The sequence below is a fragment of the Streptomyces sp. NPDC046759 genome (assembly GCF_040645475.1).
In the GTDB taxonomy this organism is placed as follows: Bacteria; Actinomycetota; Actinomycetes; order Streptomycetales; family Streptomycetaceae; genus Streptomyces.
On the sequence record NZ_JBEYYJ010000010.1, the window covers coordinates 159,623 to 175,296 of the forward strand.

Genomic DNA, 15,674 nt, shown 5'->3' on the forward strand with positions numbered 1-15,674 from the left:
ATGCGCAGAGGACTCGTACACGTACTGGCGTGGCTGCTCGCGACGGGAGCGGCGGTCACGCTGTCGTGGTGGGGTGTGCACACGGTGATGGCCGGGACGGCGTACGACCCGCCGCGTGCGCTGCCGATCACGGCGGCCGACACCACCACGCAGCGCTCGAAGCGGCTGGACACGTCGTCCACCCCGCCCTCGCCGGCACCGTCGAGGAGCACGTCCCCCGGGGCGGCAGAGCCCACGCCCTCCCGCAGCCCGGCCGGTGCCACCAGCCCGCCCCCGGCCGCCGCCGCGCCCTCGGGACGGATCAGGTCCTACGACACCGACGGCGGCCGGGCCGTCTTCGACCTGGGCACCGCCGACGCGACCCTCGTCTCGGCGACCCCGGGAACCGGCTGGTCGATGCAGGTGTGGAAGACCGCGACCTGGATCCGGGTGGAGTTCAGCAGGGGCACCGGCCGGGTGTCGGTGATGTGCACGTGGCACGACGGGCCCCCGCATGTGGACGTCGGGAACTACTGACCGGGGCGGTGCTCAGCGGAACACCGACGGCGGCGGGGCCGGGGAGGCCGTCGCCGTCTCGTCCGTGACCGGGAGCGCGCCGCCGGTGAAGTCCGTGAGCGGCCTGCCGTGTTCGACCCGGCCGGGGTGGGAGTCGGAGGCGGCGCGGCGGGTGAGTTCGGCGAGCGGGAGCGGGGCGTCGGAGGCGACCAGGATGGCGTTGCCGAAGCGCCTGCCGCGCAGTACGGCCGCGTCGGCGACGAGCGCGAGTTCGCCGAACCGGGCGGCGGCCGTGGCGATCTGGCCGCGCAGATGGGCGAGCGGCGGGCCGTCGGCGAGGTTGGCGGCGTAGACCCCGGACGGCTTCAGCGCCCGGCGGACCTCGTCCAGGAACTCGGTGGAGGTCAGGTGGGCCGGGGTGCGGGCACCGCTGAACACGTCTCCGATGACCAGGTCCGCCCAGCCGTCCGGCACCTTGGCCAGGCCCGCGCGGGCGTCCACCGACCGCACCCGGATCCGGGCGTTCGGATGCAACGGCAGCTCCCGGCGGACCAGTTGGACCAGGGCCGCGTCGCGTTCGACGACCTGCTGGGTGGAACGGGGGCGGGTCGCGGCGGTGTACCGGGCGAGGGTGAAGGCGCCGCCGCCGAGGTGCACGGCGTGCACGGGCTTGCCGGGCGGGGCGAGCAGGTCGATGACATGGCCGAGGCGGCGCTGGTACTCGAAGGCGAGGTACGCGGGGTCGTCCAGGTCGACGTGCGACTGGGGCGCGCCGTCGATCAGCAGCGTCCAGGCGCGGCCGCGGTCGGGGTCCGGCACCAGTTGTGCGAGCCCGCCGTCGACCGCCTCCACGACGGCTTCGGCGCCGGCCGCCCCGCGCCGTGTGCGCCGTGTGCTCCCGGACCCGCCCATCGGACCATTGTCGCAGGTGGTCCGGGGCCACGCCTCACCGGCAGCTGTCGGCCGCCGCGATCAGCCGGGCCGCCTCTCCGAGGGCGCGGCGCAGCACCACCGGGTCGGTGGCGAGGTCGGCCTCGCCGGGCGGCAGCAGCCAGGCGGACCCTTCCACCGGCGGCACGGGGTTCCATCTGAGTCCGCGCCCGTCGGTCTGCGTGCAGGTGCTGCCGGGCACGTCCCAGCCGGCCGCCGTGCCGGCCGGAACCAGGAAGCCGAGGGTGGCACAACCGCCGTCGTGCAGCACGGACCCCACCGCGTCACCGGCGCCGCGCCGCAGGATGTCGACCGCCTCGAGGCCCTGCCGGGCCGGTACCGTCACCACGTCGCACACCGCCGCGTCCTCCACGGCCGATGACGGTGACGTACAAGGTTCGTTGCTCTGGCTGGTCTCCATGCCGGCCTCCACCACACAGCCCTGTTGCGGTCCGTGGGGTCCAACGCGTGAGCGCGTCAACGGCTACGGCACAAGTGCGCCGCAAAGGATGGCACTTCATGGCAGATCGTGGATGAGATATCCGGTTTGTAGCCAAACACTGCGTGTCGGGGCCTTCACAGCAGGTACGTTCATGCCCGCCGGAACCAGGGCGTCACTCGGACAACTCGTCCCGAATCCGCCCCGGGTCCGGCATGGTTCGACGGTTCGCACGAGAGGACCCGGCCATGGCGTCGTCAACCGTGACCTCGTCACAGCCCGAACGGCCACCCCGGCCGAACCTCGCCTTCCGGCGACTGCGTGGCAGACGCTCACCGGCCGAGTTCGCGGCGCTCGTACGGCGCGCCGCGCGCGAGATCGGTGAGCGGGTGAGCTGTGACGCGCGGTACATCGGCAGGGTCGAGGCGGGTGAGATCCGCTGCCCCAACTACGCGTACGAACGGGTGTTCCTGCACATGTTCCCTGGTCGCACCCTCACCGACCTGGGCTTCGCGCCCCGCTCGTCGGTACGCGGCCGGGCGGCGCGTCCGGCGGCGGACACGCCCGAGGGGTGCGTCGCCACGGGGTCGCCCGGTGAGTCACGGGCGGCCACGGAGCCGTATGACACGCAGGAACCGTACGACCCGCACGAACCGCACGAGCCGTACGTGAAAGACCACCTGAACCACGAGGAGAGCGACGTGCTGCGTCGCGCATTCATGACCGGCGGGGGCGCCACGGTGGCCGCCGCCACGCTGAGCCCGTTGGGGCTCACCACGGACGCCGCGGCCGCGGTACGGCCCCCGCGCCGGCCCGGAACGCCGGAGGCACTCGCCCTCGAGGAGGCCGTCCGCCGGATCCGGCTGCTCGACGACCGGCACGGCGCGGACGGCCTCTACCGGCGGGCGGCGGCTCCGCTGCGCACCGCGTACGCGCTGCTGGACGCCGGTGCCACCCGTCAGACCACCGCGGACCGGCTGCACTCGGGCGCCGGTGAACTCGCCATCTCCGTGGGCTGGCTGGCCCACGACTCCGGCCGCTTCGACGACGCCCGCTCGCACTACGCGGAGGCACTGGCCACGGCGCGCATGACCGGAGACCCGGCGCTGGAGGCACACGCCTTCTGCAACACCGCTTTCCTGGCACGGGACACCGGCCGCCCGCGCGAGGCGGTCCGCGCCGCCCAGGCCGCCCAGCGCGCCGCCCGCCCGCTGGGTTCCGCCCGCCTGATGTCGCTGCTCGCGCTGCGCGAGGCGGGCGGCTGGGCGGGGCTCGCCGACCGCACCGGATGCGAGCAGGCGCTCGTCCGGGCGCAGACCCTCTTCGAGCGGGGCCGCTCGGACGCCGACCCCGAGTGGATGAGCTTCTACGGAGAGGCCGAGCTGCAGGGTCTCGAGGCACAGTGCTGGTCCACGCTGGGCGACTGGCGGCGCGCGTCCCGGCATGCGCGCCGGGCGGCGCATCTGCAGGATCCGCACTTCACCCGGAACATCGCGCTCTACACCGCGGAGCTGGCCGACGACCTCGCCCGCGAGGGCCGCCCCGACGAGGCGGCTGCCGCCGGTCTGCGGGTGCTGTCGCTGCTCGACCAGGTCCAGTCCTCCCGCATCCAGAGCATGCTGGCGGGGACGGCGCGGGTGCTGCTGCCGCACCGGCGGGCATCGGGGGTGTCGGAGTTCCTGGACCGGCATGCGTCGTTGCCGCGGGCCGGGCGGGCGTAGGCGGGCGAACCCGGCCCCCGCTCAGCCGGCCAAGTGCCCCAAGTCGTTCCAGCTCTCGATCGCCGGTTCCCCGTACGCCCAGCCGAGAACCGACAGCGAGGTGGGACTGAGGCGTATCCGGGCGGCGAAGTCCAGCGGCAGGCCGAGCCACCGTGCGCCCAGGGAGCGCAGGATGTGGCCGTGGGCGAAGACGAGGACGTCGCGGCCGGCCGAGCGGGCCCACGCCACCACCTCGTCCGCGCGTGCGGTCACCTCGGCGATGCTCTCGCCCTGCGGCACCCCGTCCCGCCAGATCAGCCACCCCGGCCGCACGGCCTGGATCTCGGCCGGCGTCATGCCCTCGTAGGCGCCGTAGTCCCACTCCATGAGCGTGTCCCACGTGGTGGCCCGGTCACCGAAGCCGGCCAGTTCGCACGTCTCACGCGCGCGTGCCAGCGGGCTGGTGCGCACCTCCACGCCCGGCAGTCCGTCCAGCGGAGCGCGGTGCAGTCGCTCGCCGAGCAGCTTGGCTCCCCGCCGGCCCTCCTCCAGCAGCGGCACGTCGGTCCTGCCGGTGTGCTTGCCGGACAGTGACCACTGCGTCTGTCCGTGCCGGGCCAGCAGGATGCGCGGTGCCATGAGAGACCTTTCCGGAAGCGAAGGGAACCCTTCCATCATCGCTCACCCGCTGCCGGAGCAACCCGGCGGGCGATCCCGGCGTCTTCGAGGTCTGAGCGCGCGTACGGCCCGCCCGGGAGCGCCCGCGATGCTCGCAGACGGACACCGTAAAGTGGCACGGTCGCCCGCCCGGGCGTGCCGCACAGCAGAAGGGGGAGGGCGATCGGATGCCGCAGACCGTGACACCGGGCACCGAGGTGGCCCCGCCTACCCGGCTGCGCTGGTGGACCGAGCTGCCGCTGATCCTCCTCGTCTACGGCTGCTACTCGGCCGGCCGCCTCCTCGCTCGCGGCGACGTCGCCTTGGCCGTCGACCACGGTCTGGCGATCCTGCGCCTGGAGCAGGCGCTGCACCTCAACGCCGAGCATCCGCTCAACCGGCTGTTCACCCGCGAACCCTGGCTCGGTGTGCCGGCGGACTTCTGGTACGCCTCGCTGCACTACCTGATCACCCCCGCCATCCTGGTCTGGCTGTTCCGTGCCCGCGCCGAGCACTACCGGCGCGCGCGCACCTGGCTGATGACGTCGACGTTCATCGGACTGATCGGCTTCACGCTGCTGCCCACCTGCCCGCCCCGGCTGCTCTCGGCCGGTCACGGCTTCGTCGACACCATGGCGCACTACAGCTCGTACGGCTGGTGGGGCGGCGAGGCGAGCGCGCCGCGCGGCATGGGCGGGATGACCAACCAGTACGCGGCGATGCCCAGTCTGCACGTCGGCTGGGCGCTGTGGTGCGGGATCATGCTGTGGCGGTACGGCGGCACGCGCGTGGCCAAGGTCTTCGGCGTCCTCTACCCGCTGGGCACCGCGCTCGTGGTCATGGGCACCGCCAACCACTACTTCCTGGACGCGGTCGCGGGTGTCGCCGTGATGGGCGTCGGCTTCCTGCTGGCACCTCGCGTCACGCGGGCGCTGGACCTGGTCCGGGTGCGCCTGTTCCCGGGCCGCACACCGGTCACGGACGGCACGGGCTCCCCGATTGTCAGTGCCGGATGCCAGACTTCCGCGGGTGAGCGATTTCCACGGCAGCGCGAGTCCGAGCTCGACGCCGGGGCCGGACCGGACACCTCCCCCAGCGACGCGGGAGAAGGGGCTGCGGCACCGGCTCGCTGAGCTGCGCGGTCCCGACGTACCGGCCAAGGCCCTTGACGCGCGCGCCCTCGCGGCGCTCGCCGCGAACCCCGGGTGCGCGCGGCGGGCGATCCTGGACGGCGCCGGGGTGGACAAGGCACGCCTGGCGGGCGCGTTGGGCGCGCCGTCCGGCTTCGGCCAGTCGCAGTTCGCCCTGACCCGGGGCAACGCGTTCGAGGCGCGCGTGAAGGCCGACGGCGGCACGGAACTGCTGCGGCTGGCGCACGCCCGCCTCGACCCGGGCGCCGGACCGCCGGAGGCCGCCGCCGTACCCGACCTGACCGCGCACGGCCCCGAGGGGCGTACGGCGCGCACGGCGCTGGCGCTGCGCGAGGCCACGCTCGCGGGCGGCTGGACGCTGCTGGACCATCCGATGCTGGCGCTGGACGTGGCGGGTTCGCTCGCGTTCCTGGAGCCGGACGCGGTGGTGGTGCACCCGGACGGCAGCTGGTCGGTGGTGGAGATCAAGTCCTTCCCGATGGTGGACGGTTCCGCGGACCCGGCGAAGGTCGGTGCGGCGGCCCGGCAGGCGGCGGTGTACGTGCTCGCCCTGGAGGAGGTCGCCGGGCGCCTCGAACCCCCGCCGCGCGTGCACCACCGGGTGCTGCTGGTGTGCCCCAAGGACTTCTCCAACCTGCCCGCGGCCTCCGCCGTCGACATCCGCAAGCAGCGCGCGGTCACCGCCCGTCAGCTCGCCCGGCTCACCCGTATCGAGGAGATCGCCGGGATGCTGCCTCAGGGCACCTGCTTCGCGCCCGACCGGAGCGCCGAGGAGCTGACGGCGGCCGTGGAGGCGGTCCCGGCGACGTACGCGCCCGAGTGCCTGTCCGCCTGTGAGCTGGCCTTCCACTGCCGGGAACGCTCCCGCGAGGAGGATGCCGTCACCCGGCTCGGCCGGCCGCTGCGCGCGGAACTGGGCGGTCTGACCACGGTGGAGGGCGTTCTCGCGGCGGCCCGCGGCGTGAGCGGCGACCCGGACGACCCGGCGGTCGCGGCCCTGCGCCGGGCGGCCGCCCTGCGCGCCGAGGCGCTGGCATGTGCGCAGGGGGCGGCGCTGTGTCCCTGATCACCACGCTCGCCCGGCTCGAGGCCGTCAGCAGCGGCCGGGCCCGGCCCGCCGCGACCGTCCGGCACCGGCATCTGTCCGATCGCCCGCTGGTGTTCGTGCCGCTCACCACCGCCGGCGAGGCCGGAGCCCCGCTCGGCGCGCTGGTCGGCACCGACCGGGAGAGCCCGCGCCTGCTGGCCGTACCCCAGCCCCGCGACCGTGACCTGCGGTTCTCCTTCCTCGCCGACCTGGCCGACGTCGTCCTGCCCCACATCGACTCCTACGCCGGATCGGTGGAGGCCGCCGAGCGCACCGAGACCGACCCGGAGACCGGCAAGCGGGTCAAGGTCGAGGTGGAGCTGTGCGCGGACGCGCCGCAGCTGATCGTGCCGAGCCGGGCCGGTCTGGACTTCGTACGGCTGCTGGGCCGTTCCATGCGCTTCCGCCGAACCGCCGAGCAGGACCCGGAGGCCCCCTACCCGGCGCCGCCCCGGGTGCCGTTGCTCGGCCGCTGGCTCACCCACTACGGCGAGCGGTCCCGGGTCCCCGGCTCCTCCCTGCTCCTCGCCCTCACCGAGGTGCTGTCGCGGCACTGGGCGACCGGCCAGTCGAGTCTGGAGGACCAGCACCTGGGCGCGCTGCTCGCCTGGATCGACCCTCCGCAGGACACGTCCGGCGCCGAGGCCGCGCGCCGGGCCGAGCTCGCCCGGGACGCCGCCGGCCAGTTGCTGTGCCCGCCGGCCGGTCCCGCCACCGACCCGGCGTTCGACAACAAGCTGCTGGCCCCGGCGATCGAGCGCTACGACCGCGCCCGCATCGCACTCGCCGCCGCCGAGGACGCCCTGGCCGCCGACGACCGGCTGGCCGTGCTGACCGCGGCCGAGCGGGAGATCCGCGACCTGGTGGCGAGCCGCGCCCGGCCCACCTGGGACGCGGTGTGGCGGGGCCTGGACCTGCTGCGGGAGCTGCCGGAGGGGGCGCATGTGGAGGAGCGCTGGACCCGGGACCGCTGGTCGTTCACCGGCCACCGCGACCGGGTGCTGGCGGGCGAGCCCCCGCAGCCGCGCCGGGACGACGCGGTGACGGCGGCGAACAAGCTGGCCACGCGCGAGCGCGAGCAGGCACGGCTGGAGGCGCAGGAGGCGCTGGACGACCCGCTGGTGATGGCGGGACGGCGGCTGGCCGGGGAGGCGTTCGCCGGCGAGGTCACCGATGTCGTCATGGCGTACAGCGAGGGCAAGCGGCCGAGTCCGCGCCCGCTGGTGACGGTCCGCACCCAGGACCGGCCGCACCTCGGCGAGCGGGCGAAGGTGTACCGCTCGCTGGCCGGCAAGCCGCAGTCGGCCGAGTTCGTCGGGTACGAGGACCCCTCGGCCGGGGACGTGCTGATCCTCCGCATCCTGGACAAGATGGGCCGCGGCAAGGAGCCCGAGCCCGGTTCGGTGCCGGAGAAGGGCGACCGGGTGTGCTTCACCCTCTTCGAGCACGAACAGCGCGGCGGCGCGAAGCTGCCCGATCCGGAGGAGACCCCGTGGACCCACGGTGGCCCACCCGGTGAGGCCGTGCCGGAGACCGCCGATCCCGTCACCGAGGAGGACGTGCTGTGACGACCGTCGACGTCGGCCCCGGAGCCGCGGCCGCCCGCGCCACCGACGCGATCCTCCGCGACACCCTGCACGGCACCGAGCGCGGCGTGGTGGTCGACTCCCCGCCCGGCGCCGGCAAGTCGACGCTGGTGGTCCGCGCGGCTCTCGAACTGGCCGAGGCGGGCCGCCCGTTGATGGTGGTGGCGCAGACCAACGCCCAGGTGGACGACCTCGTCCTCCGGCTCGCCGGGGAGAACCCGGACCTGCCGGTCGGCCGGCTGCACAGCAGCGACACCGACGCGTACGACAAGGCGCTCGACGACCTGCCGCAGGTGCGCACGTCGGCCAAGGCGGCCGAGCTGAACGGCCTGCCGGTCGTCCTGTCCACGGCGGCGAAGTGGGCGCATGTGAAGGTCGACGAGCCCTGGCGGCACGCGATCGTGGACGAGGCGTACCAGATGCGCTCCGACTCCCTGCTCGCCGTGGCCGGGCTGTTCGAGCGCGCCCTGTTCGTCGGCGACCCGGGCCAGCTGGACCCGTTCGCGATCGTCGGCAGTGAGCAGTGGGCGAGCCTCTCGTACGACCCGTCGGCCTCCGCGGTGACGACGCTGCTGGCCCACAATCCCGGCCTGCCGCAGCACCGCCTCCCGGTCTCCTGGCGGCTGCCGGCTTCCGCGGCGCCGCTGGTCTCGGACGCCTTCTACCCGTACACGCCCTTCCGCAGCGGCACGGACCACGGCGACCGCCGTCTGACCTTCGCGGTCCCGTCCGACGGTTCCGGGCCGGACCAGGTGCTCGACGAGGCGGCGGAATCCGGCTGGGGCCTGCTGGAACTGCCCGCCCGGCACACCCCGCGCACGGATCCGGAGGCGGTGCGGGCCGTGGCCACGGTCGTCCGGCGCCTGCTGGACAGAGGCGGCGCGGCGACCTCGGAGCGCTCACCGGCCCCCGCTCCCCTCACCGCGGACCGCATCGCCGTCGGCACGGCCCACCGCGACCAGGCGGCGGCGGTCCGCACGGCACTGACCGAGCTGGGCGTCACCGACGTCACGGTCGACACCGCGAACCGCCTCCAGGGCCGGGAGTACGACGTCACGGTCGTCCTGCACCCGCTCTCCGGCCGCCCGGACGCCACCGCCTTCCACCTGGAGACCGGCCGCCTGTGCGTCCTGGCCTCCCGCCACCGCCACGCCTGCATCGTGGTCTGCCGCGCCGGCGTGGGCGACCTCCTGGACGACTACCCGTCCACGGAACCGGTCCAGCTGGGAACCCTGGTGAAGTTCCCGGACGGCTGGGAGGCCAACCATGCGGTTCTGGCCCACCTGACAGAACACCGGGTGACCTGGCGACCGTGACAGGAACACGGCAGCGGCTCGACGCGCCTCCCACCGACTCCCCCCGCCCGGCCGGACGGAGTCCGGCACGCCGCCGCAGGCGGCCGATGAATGCAGCCCGGACGGCTGGGAGGCCAACCATGCGGTCCTGGCCCACCTGACAGAACACCGGGTGACCTGGCGACCGTGACAGGAACAGGGGTGAAGCCTGCTGCTTGACCTGGCGAGCGTGACCGGAACGCCTGGTGAAGCCTGCGGCCGTAGGGCCCCTTGCGTGCGCGCGGGACAATGGACGGTGGCCCACCTGAAGGCGGTGCCCAGCGAACCGTACGAGGAGGAGACACGACATGGCGGAGCCCACGCCGCGTCGCAACGAACCGCGGCTACGCCCCGCGCCCCTGATCTTCGAGCCCGCGGAGGCGGCCGCCGATCCCGAGCACTTCTTCGACCTGGAGTCGATCGAGGATCCGCGGGCGCTGCTGGTCCGGGCGACCGAGCTGACCCAGGCGTTCCGCGCGGCGGCCGACCGGGCCGTGGAATACCAGGCCATCGCGGCGGCCCAGCTCGCCGACCCGCGCCGCTTCGACCGGCTGACCCCTGCGGACATCGCCGACCGGGCGGAGTGGACCGAGGACTACGCGAAGAAGATGGTCGAGTTCGGGCGGGACCTGATGCGGGGGAACGCCGAGGGGCGGACGACCGCCGACCCCGTGTGATCCCTCGCTTGGCATATGCCAGGCGGGCAAGATACTCCTGCCTTCACCTCCCTGTCCCGGCTTTCCGCAACTCAGGGGAATCGCGCACTCACGGCCGGTACACCTTGGTGACATGACCAGCGCACCGAACGTCACCCGAGTCACCTCCGACGGCGTCGACTGGCTCGCCTCGGCGGGGGCGTATCCGCGGAGCATGCAGGCCCTCTGGGACGAGCGCCCGACCGCTCCGGTCGTCCTGCCCTGCGGCACCGTCTTCGACGTGGTGAGCGCTCCGGTGGTCTTCGGCCGCCGGATGCTGGACCGGCTGTGGGAGGACGGGCCGGGCTCGGGCCCGGTCGCGGTGTTCCGGGGCCGCGTGCTGCTGTTCGCCGCACCGGGCACGGCCCATCGGCTGCCCTCGCTGCTGGCGTGGGAGGAGTGGGGCTCGCACCGTACGGAGGCGGTGCCGCCGCTGCTGTGTCACGGCACGGGCGACGCGGTGACCGTCCCGGCGCCCACCGGGGACGACGGCACCGGCACCGCTCGCTGGCTGGTCGCCCCGGACACCCGTCACCCTTGGCTGCCGGGCCCCGAAGTCGTCCTCTGGGCAGCCGTGCGCGCGGCCCGCGCCGCGGTGCGGATATCGATTTTTCCTCCCGCCGACCAGGATGCTAATGTCTACGACGTCAGCAGGCGCCGCTAGCTCAGTTGGTTAGAGCAGCTGACTCTTAATCAGCGGGTCCGGGGTTCGAGTCCCTGGCGGCGCACGATGGCGATGGCGAGGCATGTCCGCAGAACGCGCGGAGTGTCTCGCCATCGTTGTTTTTGCGCGGCTTCGCCGCGCGTGTGGGGGCTTCGCCACCCACGCCCCCATCGGGGCGGTCCGGTGGCCGTCGGCCGGACAGCCGGCCCACCCGATGATCGTCGGCGGGGACTGCCAGGCGGTTCAGTGATCGCCCACGGGACGAGCCGGCGACCCGACAACCGGCCGACCGACAGCCGGCCACCCAATGAGCCTCGGCGGGGAGAGCCAAGCGGTTCAGCCATCGCCGACGGGACGAGCCGGCGACCCGACAACCGGCCGACCGCCAGCCGGCGCACCCGGTGGCGTGGCCCGCGAGGGTCAGCCGTCGTGCACCCCCGGCGTGATGCGCACCGTCCACGCCCCTGACGTCGTCCTCCCCTCCACCTCCACCTTGACGCCCTCCCCGGGCACGGTGAAGCTCTCGCCGAGCGCGACCGGGGCGTCGGCGAGGGGCGGGTAGACCGAGTTCTCCCAGCAGGCCCCGGTGCGCGGGTGGGCGTCGACGACCTCGACCGGGCCGCCGCCGGACTCCGCCTCGCCTCTGATCCGGTACACCAGCACCCCCTGCCGACAGGTGCCCCGGTCGCTGCCGGCCGAGCCGCGCGCCTCGAAGCCCAGGGCACTGTCGGCGCCGGTGCGCACGATCGCGAGTTTCACCCCGTGTCCGAGGCCGAAGGCCGGGGCGCCCGCCGTGCCCTGCACCGGGACCCCCGGGCCGGCCTCCAGCGGCTCCAGGGTCAGCCGGGTCGGCCCGGCGCCGCGCACGCACACCACCTGGCGCGGATCCAGCCAGCCGAGCTTCCACTTGTGCCAGGCGAACAGGTCGGGCGAGAGGCCGAACTGGCTGCCCATCAGGTCCCAGTCGCCGACGTAGGTGTCCCAGTCGCCCTTGCCGTCGACCGGGCGGTGGTAGAGGTCGGGCAGGTCGAACATGTGGCCGGTCTCGTGTGCGAGGACGAGCCGGTCCGGCGGGTGCTTCTCGAAGACCGTGACGACCCGTCGGATGTCCGTGCCGTCCACGTGCACCGGCGTGTCGAGGTTCACGACCTTCGTGGCGTCGGAGTCGACGCCGGGCGCGTCCGGGTCGGCGACGAAGTACACGACCTGGTAGCGGGAGAAGTCGACCTCCTTGTCGGCCACCGCGAACGCGTCGCGCAGATAGGCGGCCCGGTCGTCCGCGCTCCAGTCCCGCTTTATGGCGTACGCCGTGGACGAGCGGGGCATGCGCAGCCAGTGCTTCAGCGGGTGCGGGCGGAGGGTGAACCTGCCGTAGGAAGCCTGTTCGAAGTAGTGGCTGGTGGCCGGGAAGTGGTCGGCGGTCAGCTCCGCGGGGGTGGTACGCGGGCTCGCGTCCGGGAAGGAGAGGAAGATCATCACGGCGTCCAGCGCGCCGATCGGGCGGGTGTAGTCCGGGTTCCAGGTGTCCACGCCCTCGGAGTGGTGGGCATCGGTCCGGTGCAGGGCGCAGGGTGTCGTGGAGAAGGGCTCGGCGGCCGACGGACCGGAGAGGATCGTCGTCGCGGCGAGCGCCGACAGCGTGGTGCACACGGCGGCGGTGCTGCGCAGCATGGGCACGGACATGACCTCCGGATGCGGTTCGCTGGATCCGCATCCAGATTGCTGCTGTTTGACAAGCCGTGCCCTGTTTGCCTGCACCACAAGGGTGAGTGCGCCCCCTGATGCGCCGGCGCACTCCGGCGCCCGACACCCCGAAGCACTCACGGAACGTCACAACTGGTCGAGGGCCCGAAGAACCCGTCCAGGTGCGGGCAGAAACGATCTGCCAGAACCGGTGTCCGGTCCGGGACAATGGAGACCGGCTGGAAGGGCCCGGGGCCAGCCTCTATGATCGGCACACTTTCCGGCACGGACAGCGATCGAGTGCACTGCGGGAGCGAGCGGTGAGCGGAACGTCCGAAGGGCCGACGCCCGCGGCAGACCTCGACCGGTCAGCCGTAACAGACAGTGACCACACCACCTACCACCGTGTCTTCGCGGCTGCCCCGCTCGCCATGGCCGTCGTGGACCGCGCGGGACTCGTCTCCGGCGCCAACGCGGCCTTCGGCGAGCTGCTCGGCACCGATCCGGAGACGCTCACCGGGCGGGTCGCCGCCGACCTGGTCGACCTGGCCTCGGACACCCGCAGCTGGCACGCCTACCGCGAGGTCCTGCGCGGCCGGCAGGCCCGGCTGCGCTGCACCCGCCGGCTGAAGCATCCCGAGGGGCACTCCGTGTGGGTGCAGGTGACCGTGGCCCCGCTGAGCGGTGAGTCCGGCGTCCTGCTGTCCGTCGCCGACATCGGCGCCCGGCGCGAACTCCAGGCGCAGCTACGGCACTTGCAGATGCACGACCCGGTGACCCGGCTGCCCAACCGCACGCTGTTCTTCGAGCGGCTGTCGGCCGCGCTGGAGGCGGAGTCGTACGAGCAGAGCGGCACCGGCCGGATCGGCCTGTGCTATCTGGACCTCGACGGTTTCAAGGCCGTCAACGACACCCTCGGCCACCGGGTCGGCGACCGCCTCCTCGCCGCCGTCGCCGAGCGCCTGACCCGGGTGGCCGACGAAGCCGGTTACGCCCGCGCGGTGACCCCGCTGGTGGCCCGGCTCGGCGGCGACGAGTTCGCGCTGCTCGTGGAGGACTCCACCGGCACCGAACAGCTCGCCGATCTCGCCGAGTCGGCGCTGAAGGCCCTGGAGGAGCCCTTCGACCTGGCGGGTCAGCGCCTGTCGCTGACCGCCTCCATCGGTGTCGTGGAACGCCACGCGACGGGCACGACCGCGACCGGCCTGATGCAGGCGGCGGATACGACCCTGTACTGGGCCAAGGCCGACGGCAAGGCCCGCTGGACCCTGTTCGACCCCGAGCGCAACGCACACCGGATGACCCGTCAGGCCTTGGCCTCCACCCTGCGTCCCGCCATCGAACGCAATGAATTCGCGCTGGAGTACCAGCCGTTGGTCGGCATGGAGGACGGCCGCCTCTCCGGCGTCGAGGCGTTGATCCGCTGGAATCATCCTCAGTTCGGCACACTGACGCCGAATCGGTTCATCGGACTGGCCGAGGAGGACGGCTCGATCGTGCAGCTCGGCCGCTGGGCGCTCGCCACCGCCTGCCGCCAGGCCCGCCGCTGGCAGCTGGACCACCCCGAGGAACCGCCGATCTTCGTCAGCGTCAACGTGGCCGTGCGGCAGGTGTGGGACTCGGACCTGGTGGCCGACGTGGCGCGGATCCTCGCCGAGACCGGGCTCGCCCCGCACCTGCTCCAGCTGGAGCTGACCGAGTCGGCCGTGATGGGTTCGGCCGGCCGGCCGCTGCAGGCCCTGCAGGCGCTCAGCGACATGGGGGTGCGCATCGCCATCGACGACTTCGGCACCGGCTACTCCAACCTCGCCTACCTCAGCCGCCTGCCGGTCTCCACGCTGAAACTGGACGGGTCCTTCGTGCGCGGCTTCCAGTACGAGGCCGACAAGAACCCGGCGATCAGCCCCAACCCCGCCGACGAGGTCATCGTCGAGGCGATGATCCAGCTCGCCCATCGGCTCGGCATCACCGTCACCGCGGAGTGCGTGGAGACCTCGGCGCAGGCCACCCGGCTGCGCCGCATCGGCTGCGACACCGGCCAGGGCTGGCTGTACTCCCGCCCGGTGCCGCCGGATCGTATCTCCGAACTCCTCGGCGCCCAGACCTACGCGGCGGGCAAGCCGTAGGCGTCAGCGACCAACTCGTAGGAGCGAAGCCGCAGTTCACCGCGGTGTGCGTGGGAGACGAGCATCAGCTCGTCGGCGCCCGTGCGCTTGTGCAGATCGTCCAGGCCGGCGCGGACCTCGTCGGCCGTGCCGTGCACGATGTTGGACGTCCAGGAGGTGATGAACTCCTCCTCCACCGGGCTGAACTCGTGCTTCTCGGCCTCGTCCGGGTCGGGGAAGAGGCCGGGCCGGCCGGTGCGCAGCCGAAGCATGTTCAGGGCCATCGCCCGGGTCTGGCGGCGTGCCTCGCGCGCGTCGTCGGTGGCGAGCGCGGAGACGCCGATGAGGGCGTACGGCTCGTCGAGGACCGCGGAGGGCCGGAAGGTCTGCCGGTACAGGTCCAGGGCCGGGATGGTGTTCTGCGCGGAGAAGTGGTGGGCGAAGGCGAACGGCAGGCCCAGCAGTCCGGCCAGGCGCGCGCTGAAGCCGGAGGAGCCGAGCAGCCAGACCGGCGGACGGTGCGGGGACTGGACGCCACCGGGGGCGGTGCTCTGCACCGGGCCCGGGATCGCGTGGATACGGCGGTAGGGGTGGCCGTCGGGGAAGTCGTCGTCCAGGAAGCGGGTGAGTTCCGCGAGCTGCTGCGGGAAGTCGTCGGCGCCCTCGCCGAGGGTCTCGGTGCGGCGCAGGGCCGCGGCCGTGGCGCCGTCCGTGCCGGGGGCGCGGCCCAGGCCGAGGTCGATGCGGCCCGGCGCCATCGCCTCCAGCGTGCCGAACTGCTCGGCGATGACGAGGGGCGCGTGATTGGGCAGCATGACGCCGCCCGAGCCGAGCCGGATGCGGTCGGTGTGGGCGGCGAGGTGGGCGAGGATCACGGCGGGCGAGGAGGAGGCGACGCCCGGCATGGAGTGGTGCTCGGCGACCCAGTACCGGTGGAAGCCGCGGGCCTCGGCGAACCGGGACAGCTCCACGCTGGTGCGCAGGGCGTCGGTGGCGGTGCTGCCCGCACCGACGGTCACCAGGTCCAGTACGGAGAGGGGGACGGGGGCGGTCCCGTGCGTCGTGCCCCGGATCTCGTCTGCCGACACGGTGTGGGCCTCCTGTTTGTGGCGTGGGCGTCCAGTGGTGCCGTAACAGGAGGCGGTCTC

14 protein-coding genes and 1 tRNA gene are annotated in these 15,674 nt (G+C 73.5%); 10 read left to right on the forward strand and 5 right to left on the reverse strand.

Annotated features, from left to right (window positions below):
- Positions 1–516: a hypothetical protein gene (locus ABZ919_RS16295; RefSeq protein ID WP_361247866.1), complete on the forward strand. Its 516-nt coding sequence runs from the start codon at positions 1–3 to the stop codon at positions 514–516.
- A gap of 12 nt (positions 517–528) precedes the next feature.
- Here ABZ919_RS16295 and ABZ919_RS16300 read toward each other — a convergent pair whose 3' ends face one another.
- Positions 529–1,407, reverse strand: coding sequence for a fused MFS/spermidine synthase (locus ABZ919_RS16300; RefSeq protein WP_361247868.1), 879 nt, complete (start codon positions 1,405–1,407; stop codon positions 529–531).
- Between the two features lie 34 nt (positions 1,408–1,441).
- Positions 1,442–1,846, reverse strand: coding sequence for a hypothetical protein (locus ABZ919_RS16305; RefSeq protein ID WP_361247870.1), 405 nt, complete (start codon positions 1,844–1,846; stop codon positions 1,442–1,444).
- Positions 1,847–2,112: 266 nt separating this feature from the next.
- Here ABZ919_RS16305 and ABZ919_RS16310 point away from each other — a divergent pair, with 266 nt between their 5' ends.
- On the forward strand, positions 2,113–3,585 hold the full coding sequence (locus tag ABZ919_RS16310) for a hypothetical protein (protein WP_361247871.1): 1,473 nt from the start codon (positions 2,113–2,115) through the stop codon (positions 3,583–3,585).
- A 21-nt stretch (positions 3,586–3,606) separates the two neighbouring features.
- Here the strand turns inward: ABZ919_RS16310 and ABZ919_RS16315 are convergent, their stop codons facing one another.
- Positions 3,607–4,203 carry a histidine phosphatase family protein gene (locus ABZ919_RS16315; RefSeq protein WP_361247873.1) on the reverse strand — a complete coding sequence of 199 codons (597 nt, stop codon included), beginning with the start codon at positions 4,201–4,203 and terminating at the stop codon, positions 3,607–3,609.
- Positions 4,204–4,409: 206 nt separating this feature from the next.
- On the opposite strand from ABZ919_RS16315, the gene ABZ919_RS16320 reads away from it, so the two are divergent.
- From ABZ919_RS16320 to ABZ919_RS16350, 7 genes are all read left to right on the forward strand, one after another.
- Complete coding sequence (locus ABZ919_RS16320) at positions 4,410–5,354, forward strand: phosphatase PAP2 family protein (RefSeq protein ID WP_361247875.1); 945 nt, start codon at positions 4,410–4,412, stop codon at positions 5,352–5,354.
- Complete coding sequence (locus ABZ919_RS16325; RefSeq protein WP_361248029.1) at positions 5,335–6,438, forward strand: hypothetical protein; 1,104 nt, start codon at positions 5,335–5,337, stop codon at positions 6,436–6,438. The genes ABZ919_RS16320 and ABZ919_RS16325 overlap by 20 nt, the downstream gene beginning before the upstream one ends.
- A complete protein-coding gene (locus ABZ919_RS16330; protein ID WP_361247877.1) occupies positions 6,429–8,027 on the forward strand; it encodes a hypothetical protein in 1,599 nt (532 codons plus the stop codon). The genes ABZ919_RS16325 and ABZ919_RS16330 overlap by 10 nt, the downstream gene beginning before the upstream one ends.
- Positions 8,024–9,361, forward strand: a complete 1,338-nt coding sequence (locus ABZ919_RS16335) for an AAA domain-containing protein (RefSeq protein ID WP_361247879.1) — start codon at positions 8,024–8,026, stop codon at positions 9,359–9,361. Before ABZ919_RS16330 ends, ABZ919_RS16335 begins: the two co-directional genes overlap by 4 nt.
- A gap of 326 nt (positions 9,362–9,687) precedes the next feature.
- Positions 9,688–10,056 carry a hypothetical protein gene (locus ABZ919_RS16340; protein WP_361247881.1) on the forward strand — a complete coding sequence of 123 codons (369 nt, stop codon included), beginning with the start codon at positions 9,688–9,690 and terminating at the stop codon, positions 10,054–10,056.
- A 112-nt stretch (positions 10,057–10,168) separates the two neighbouring features.
- Positions 10,169–10,738, forward strand: a complete 570-nt coding sequence (locus ABZ919_RS16345) for a bifunctional DNA primase/polymerase (RefSeq protein ID WP_361247882.1) — start codon at positions 10,169–10,171, stop codon at positions 10,736–10,738.
- Positions 10,729–10,802: transfer RNA gene (locus tag ABZ919_RS16350), tRNA-Lys, on the forward strand. Before ABZ919_RS16345 ends, ABZ919_RS16350 begins: the two co-directional genes overlap by 10 nt.
- A 356-nt stretch (positions 10,803–11,158) precedes the next feature.
- Here the strand turns inward: ABZ919_RS16350 and ABZ919_RS16355 are convergent.
- A complete protein-coding gene (locus tag ABZ919_RS16355) occupies positions 11,159–12,421 on the reverse strand; it encodes a M6 family metalloprotease domain-containing protein (protein WP_361247884.1) in 1,263 nt (420 codons plus the stop codon).
- A 320-nt stretch (positions 12,422–12,741) separates the two neighbouring features.
- Here ABZ919_RS16355 and ABZ919_RS16360 point away from each other — a divergent pair, with 320 nt between their 5' ends.
- Positions 12,742–14,547, forward strand: coding sequence for a bifunctional diguanylate cyclase/phosphodiesterase (locus tag ABZ919_RS16360; RefSeq protein WP_361247886.1), 1,806 nt, complete (start codon positions 12,742–12,744; stop codon positions 14,545–14,547).
- Here the strand turns inward: ABZ919_RS16360 and ABZ919_RS16365 are convergent.
- Positions 14,526–15,614, reverse strand: coding sequence for an LLM class flavin-dependent oxidoreductase (locus ABZ919_RS16365; protein ID WP_361247888.1), 1,089 nt, complete (start codon positions 15,612–15,614; stop codon positions 14,526–14,528). The genes ABZ919_RS16360 and ABZ919_RS16365 overlap by 22 nt on opposite strands.
- Positions 15,615–15,674: the final 60 nt, after the last annotated feature.

Excerpts from the sequence above, each read along its gene's own strand:
- ABZ919_RS16345 (WP_361247882.1), top strand. The coding sequence starts at position 10,169 with ATGACCAGCGCACCGAACGTCACCCGAGTCACCTCCGACGGCGTCGAC.
- ABZ919_RS16300 (WP_361247868.1), bottom strand. The coding sequence starts at position 1,407 with ATGGGCGGGTCCGGGAGCACACGGCGCACACGGCGCGGGGCGGCCGGC.
- ABZ919_RS16355 (WP_361247884.1), bottom strand. The coding sequence starts at position 12,421 with ATGTCCGTGCCCATGCTGCGCAGCACCGCCGCCGTGTGCACCACGCTG.
- ABZ919_RS16320 (WP_361247875.1), top strand. The coding sequence starts at position 4,410 with ATGCCGCAGACCGTGACACCGGGCACCGAGGTGGCCCCGCCTACCCGG.
- ABZ919_RS16310 (WP_361247871.1), top strand. The coding sequence starts at position 2,113 with ATGGCGTCGTCAACCGTGACCTCGTCACAGCCCGAACGGCCACCCCGG.
- ABZ919_RS16315 (WP_361247873.1), bottom strand. The coding sequence starts at position 4,203 with ATGGCACCGCGCATCCTGCTGGCCCGGCACGGACAGACGCAGTGGTCA.
- ABZ919_RS16340 (WP_361247881.1), top strand. The coding sequence starts at position 9,688 with ATGGCGGAGCCCACGCCGCGTCGCAACGAACCGCGGCTACGCCCCGCG.
- ABZ919_RS16295 (WP_361247866.1), top strand. The coding sequence starts at position 1 with ATGCGCAGAGGACTCGTACACGTACTGGCGTGGCTGCTCGCGACGGGA.
- ABZ919_RS16305 (WP_361247870.1), bottom strand. The coding sequence starts at position 1,846 with ATGGAGACCAGCCAGAGCAACGAACCTTGTACGTCACCGTCATCGGCC.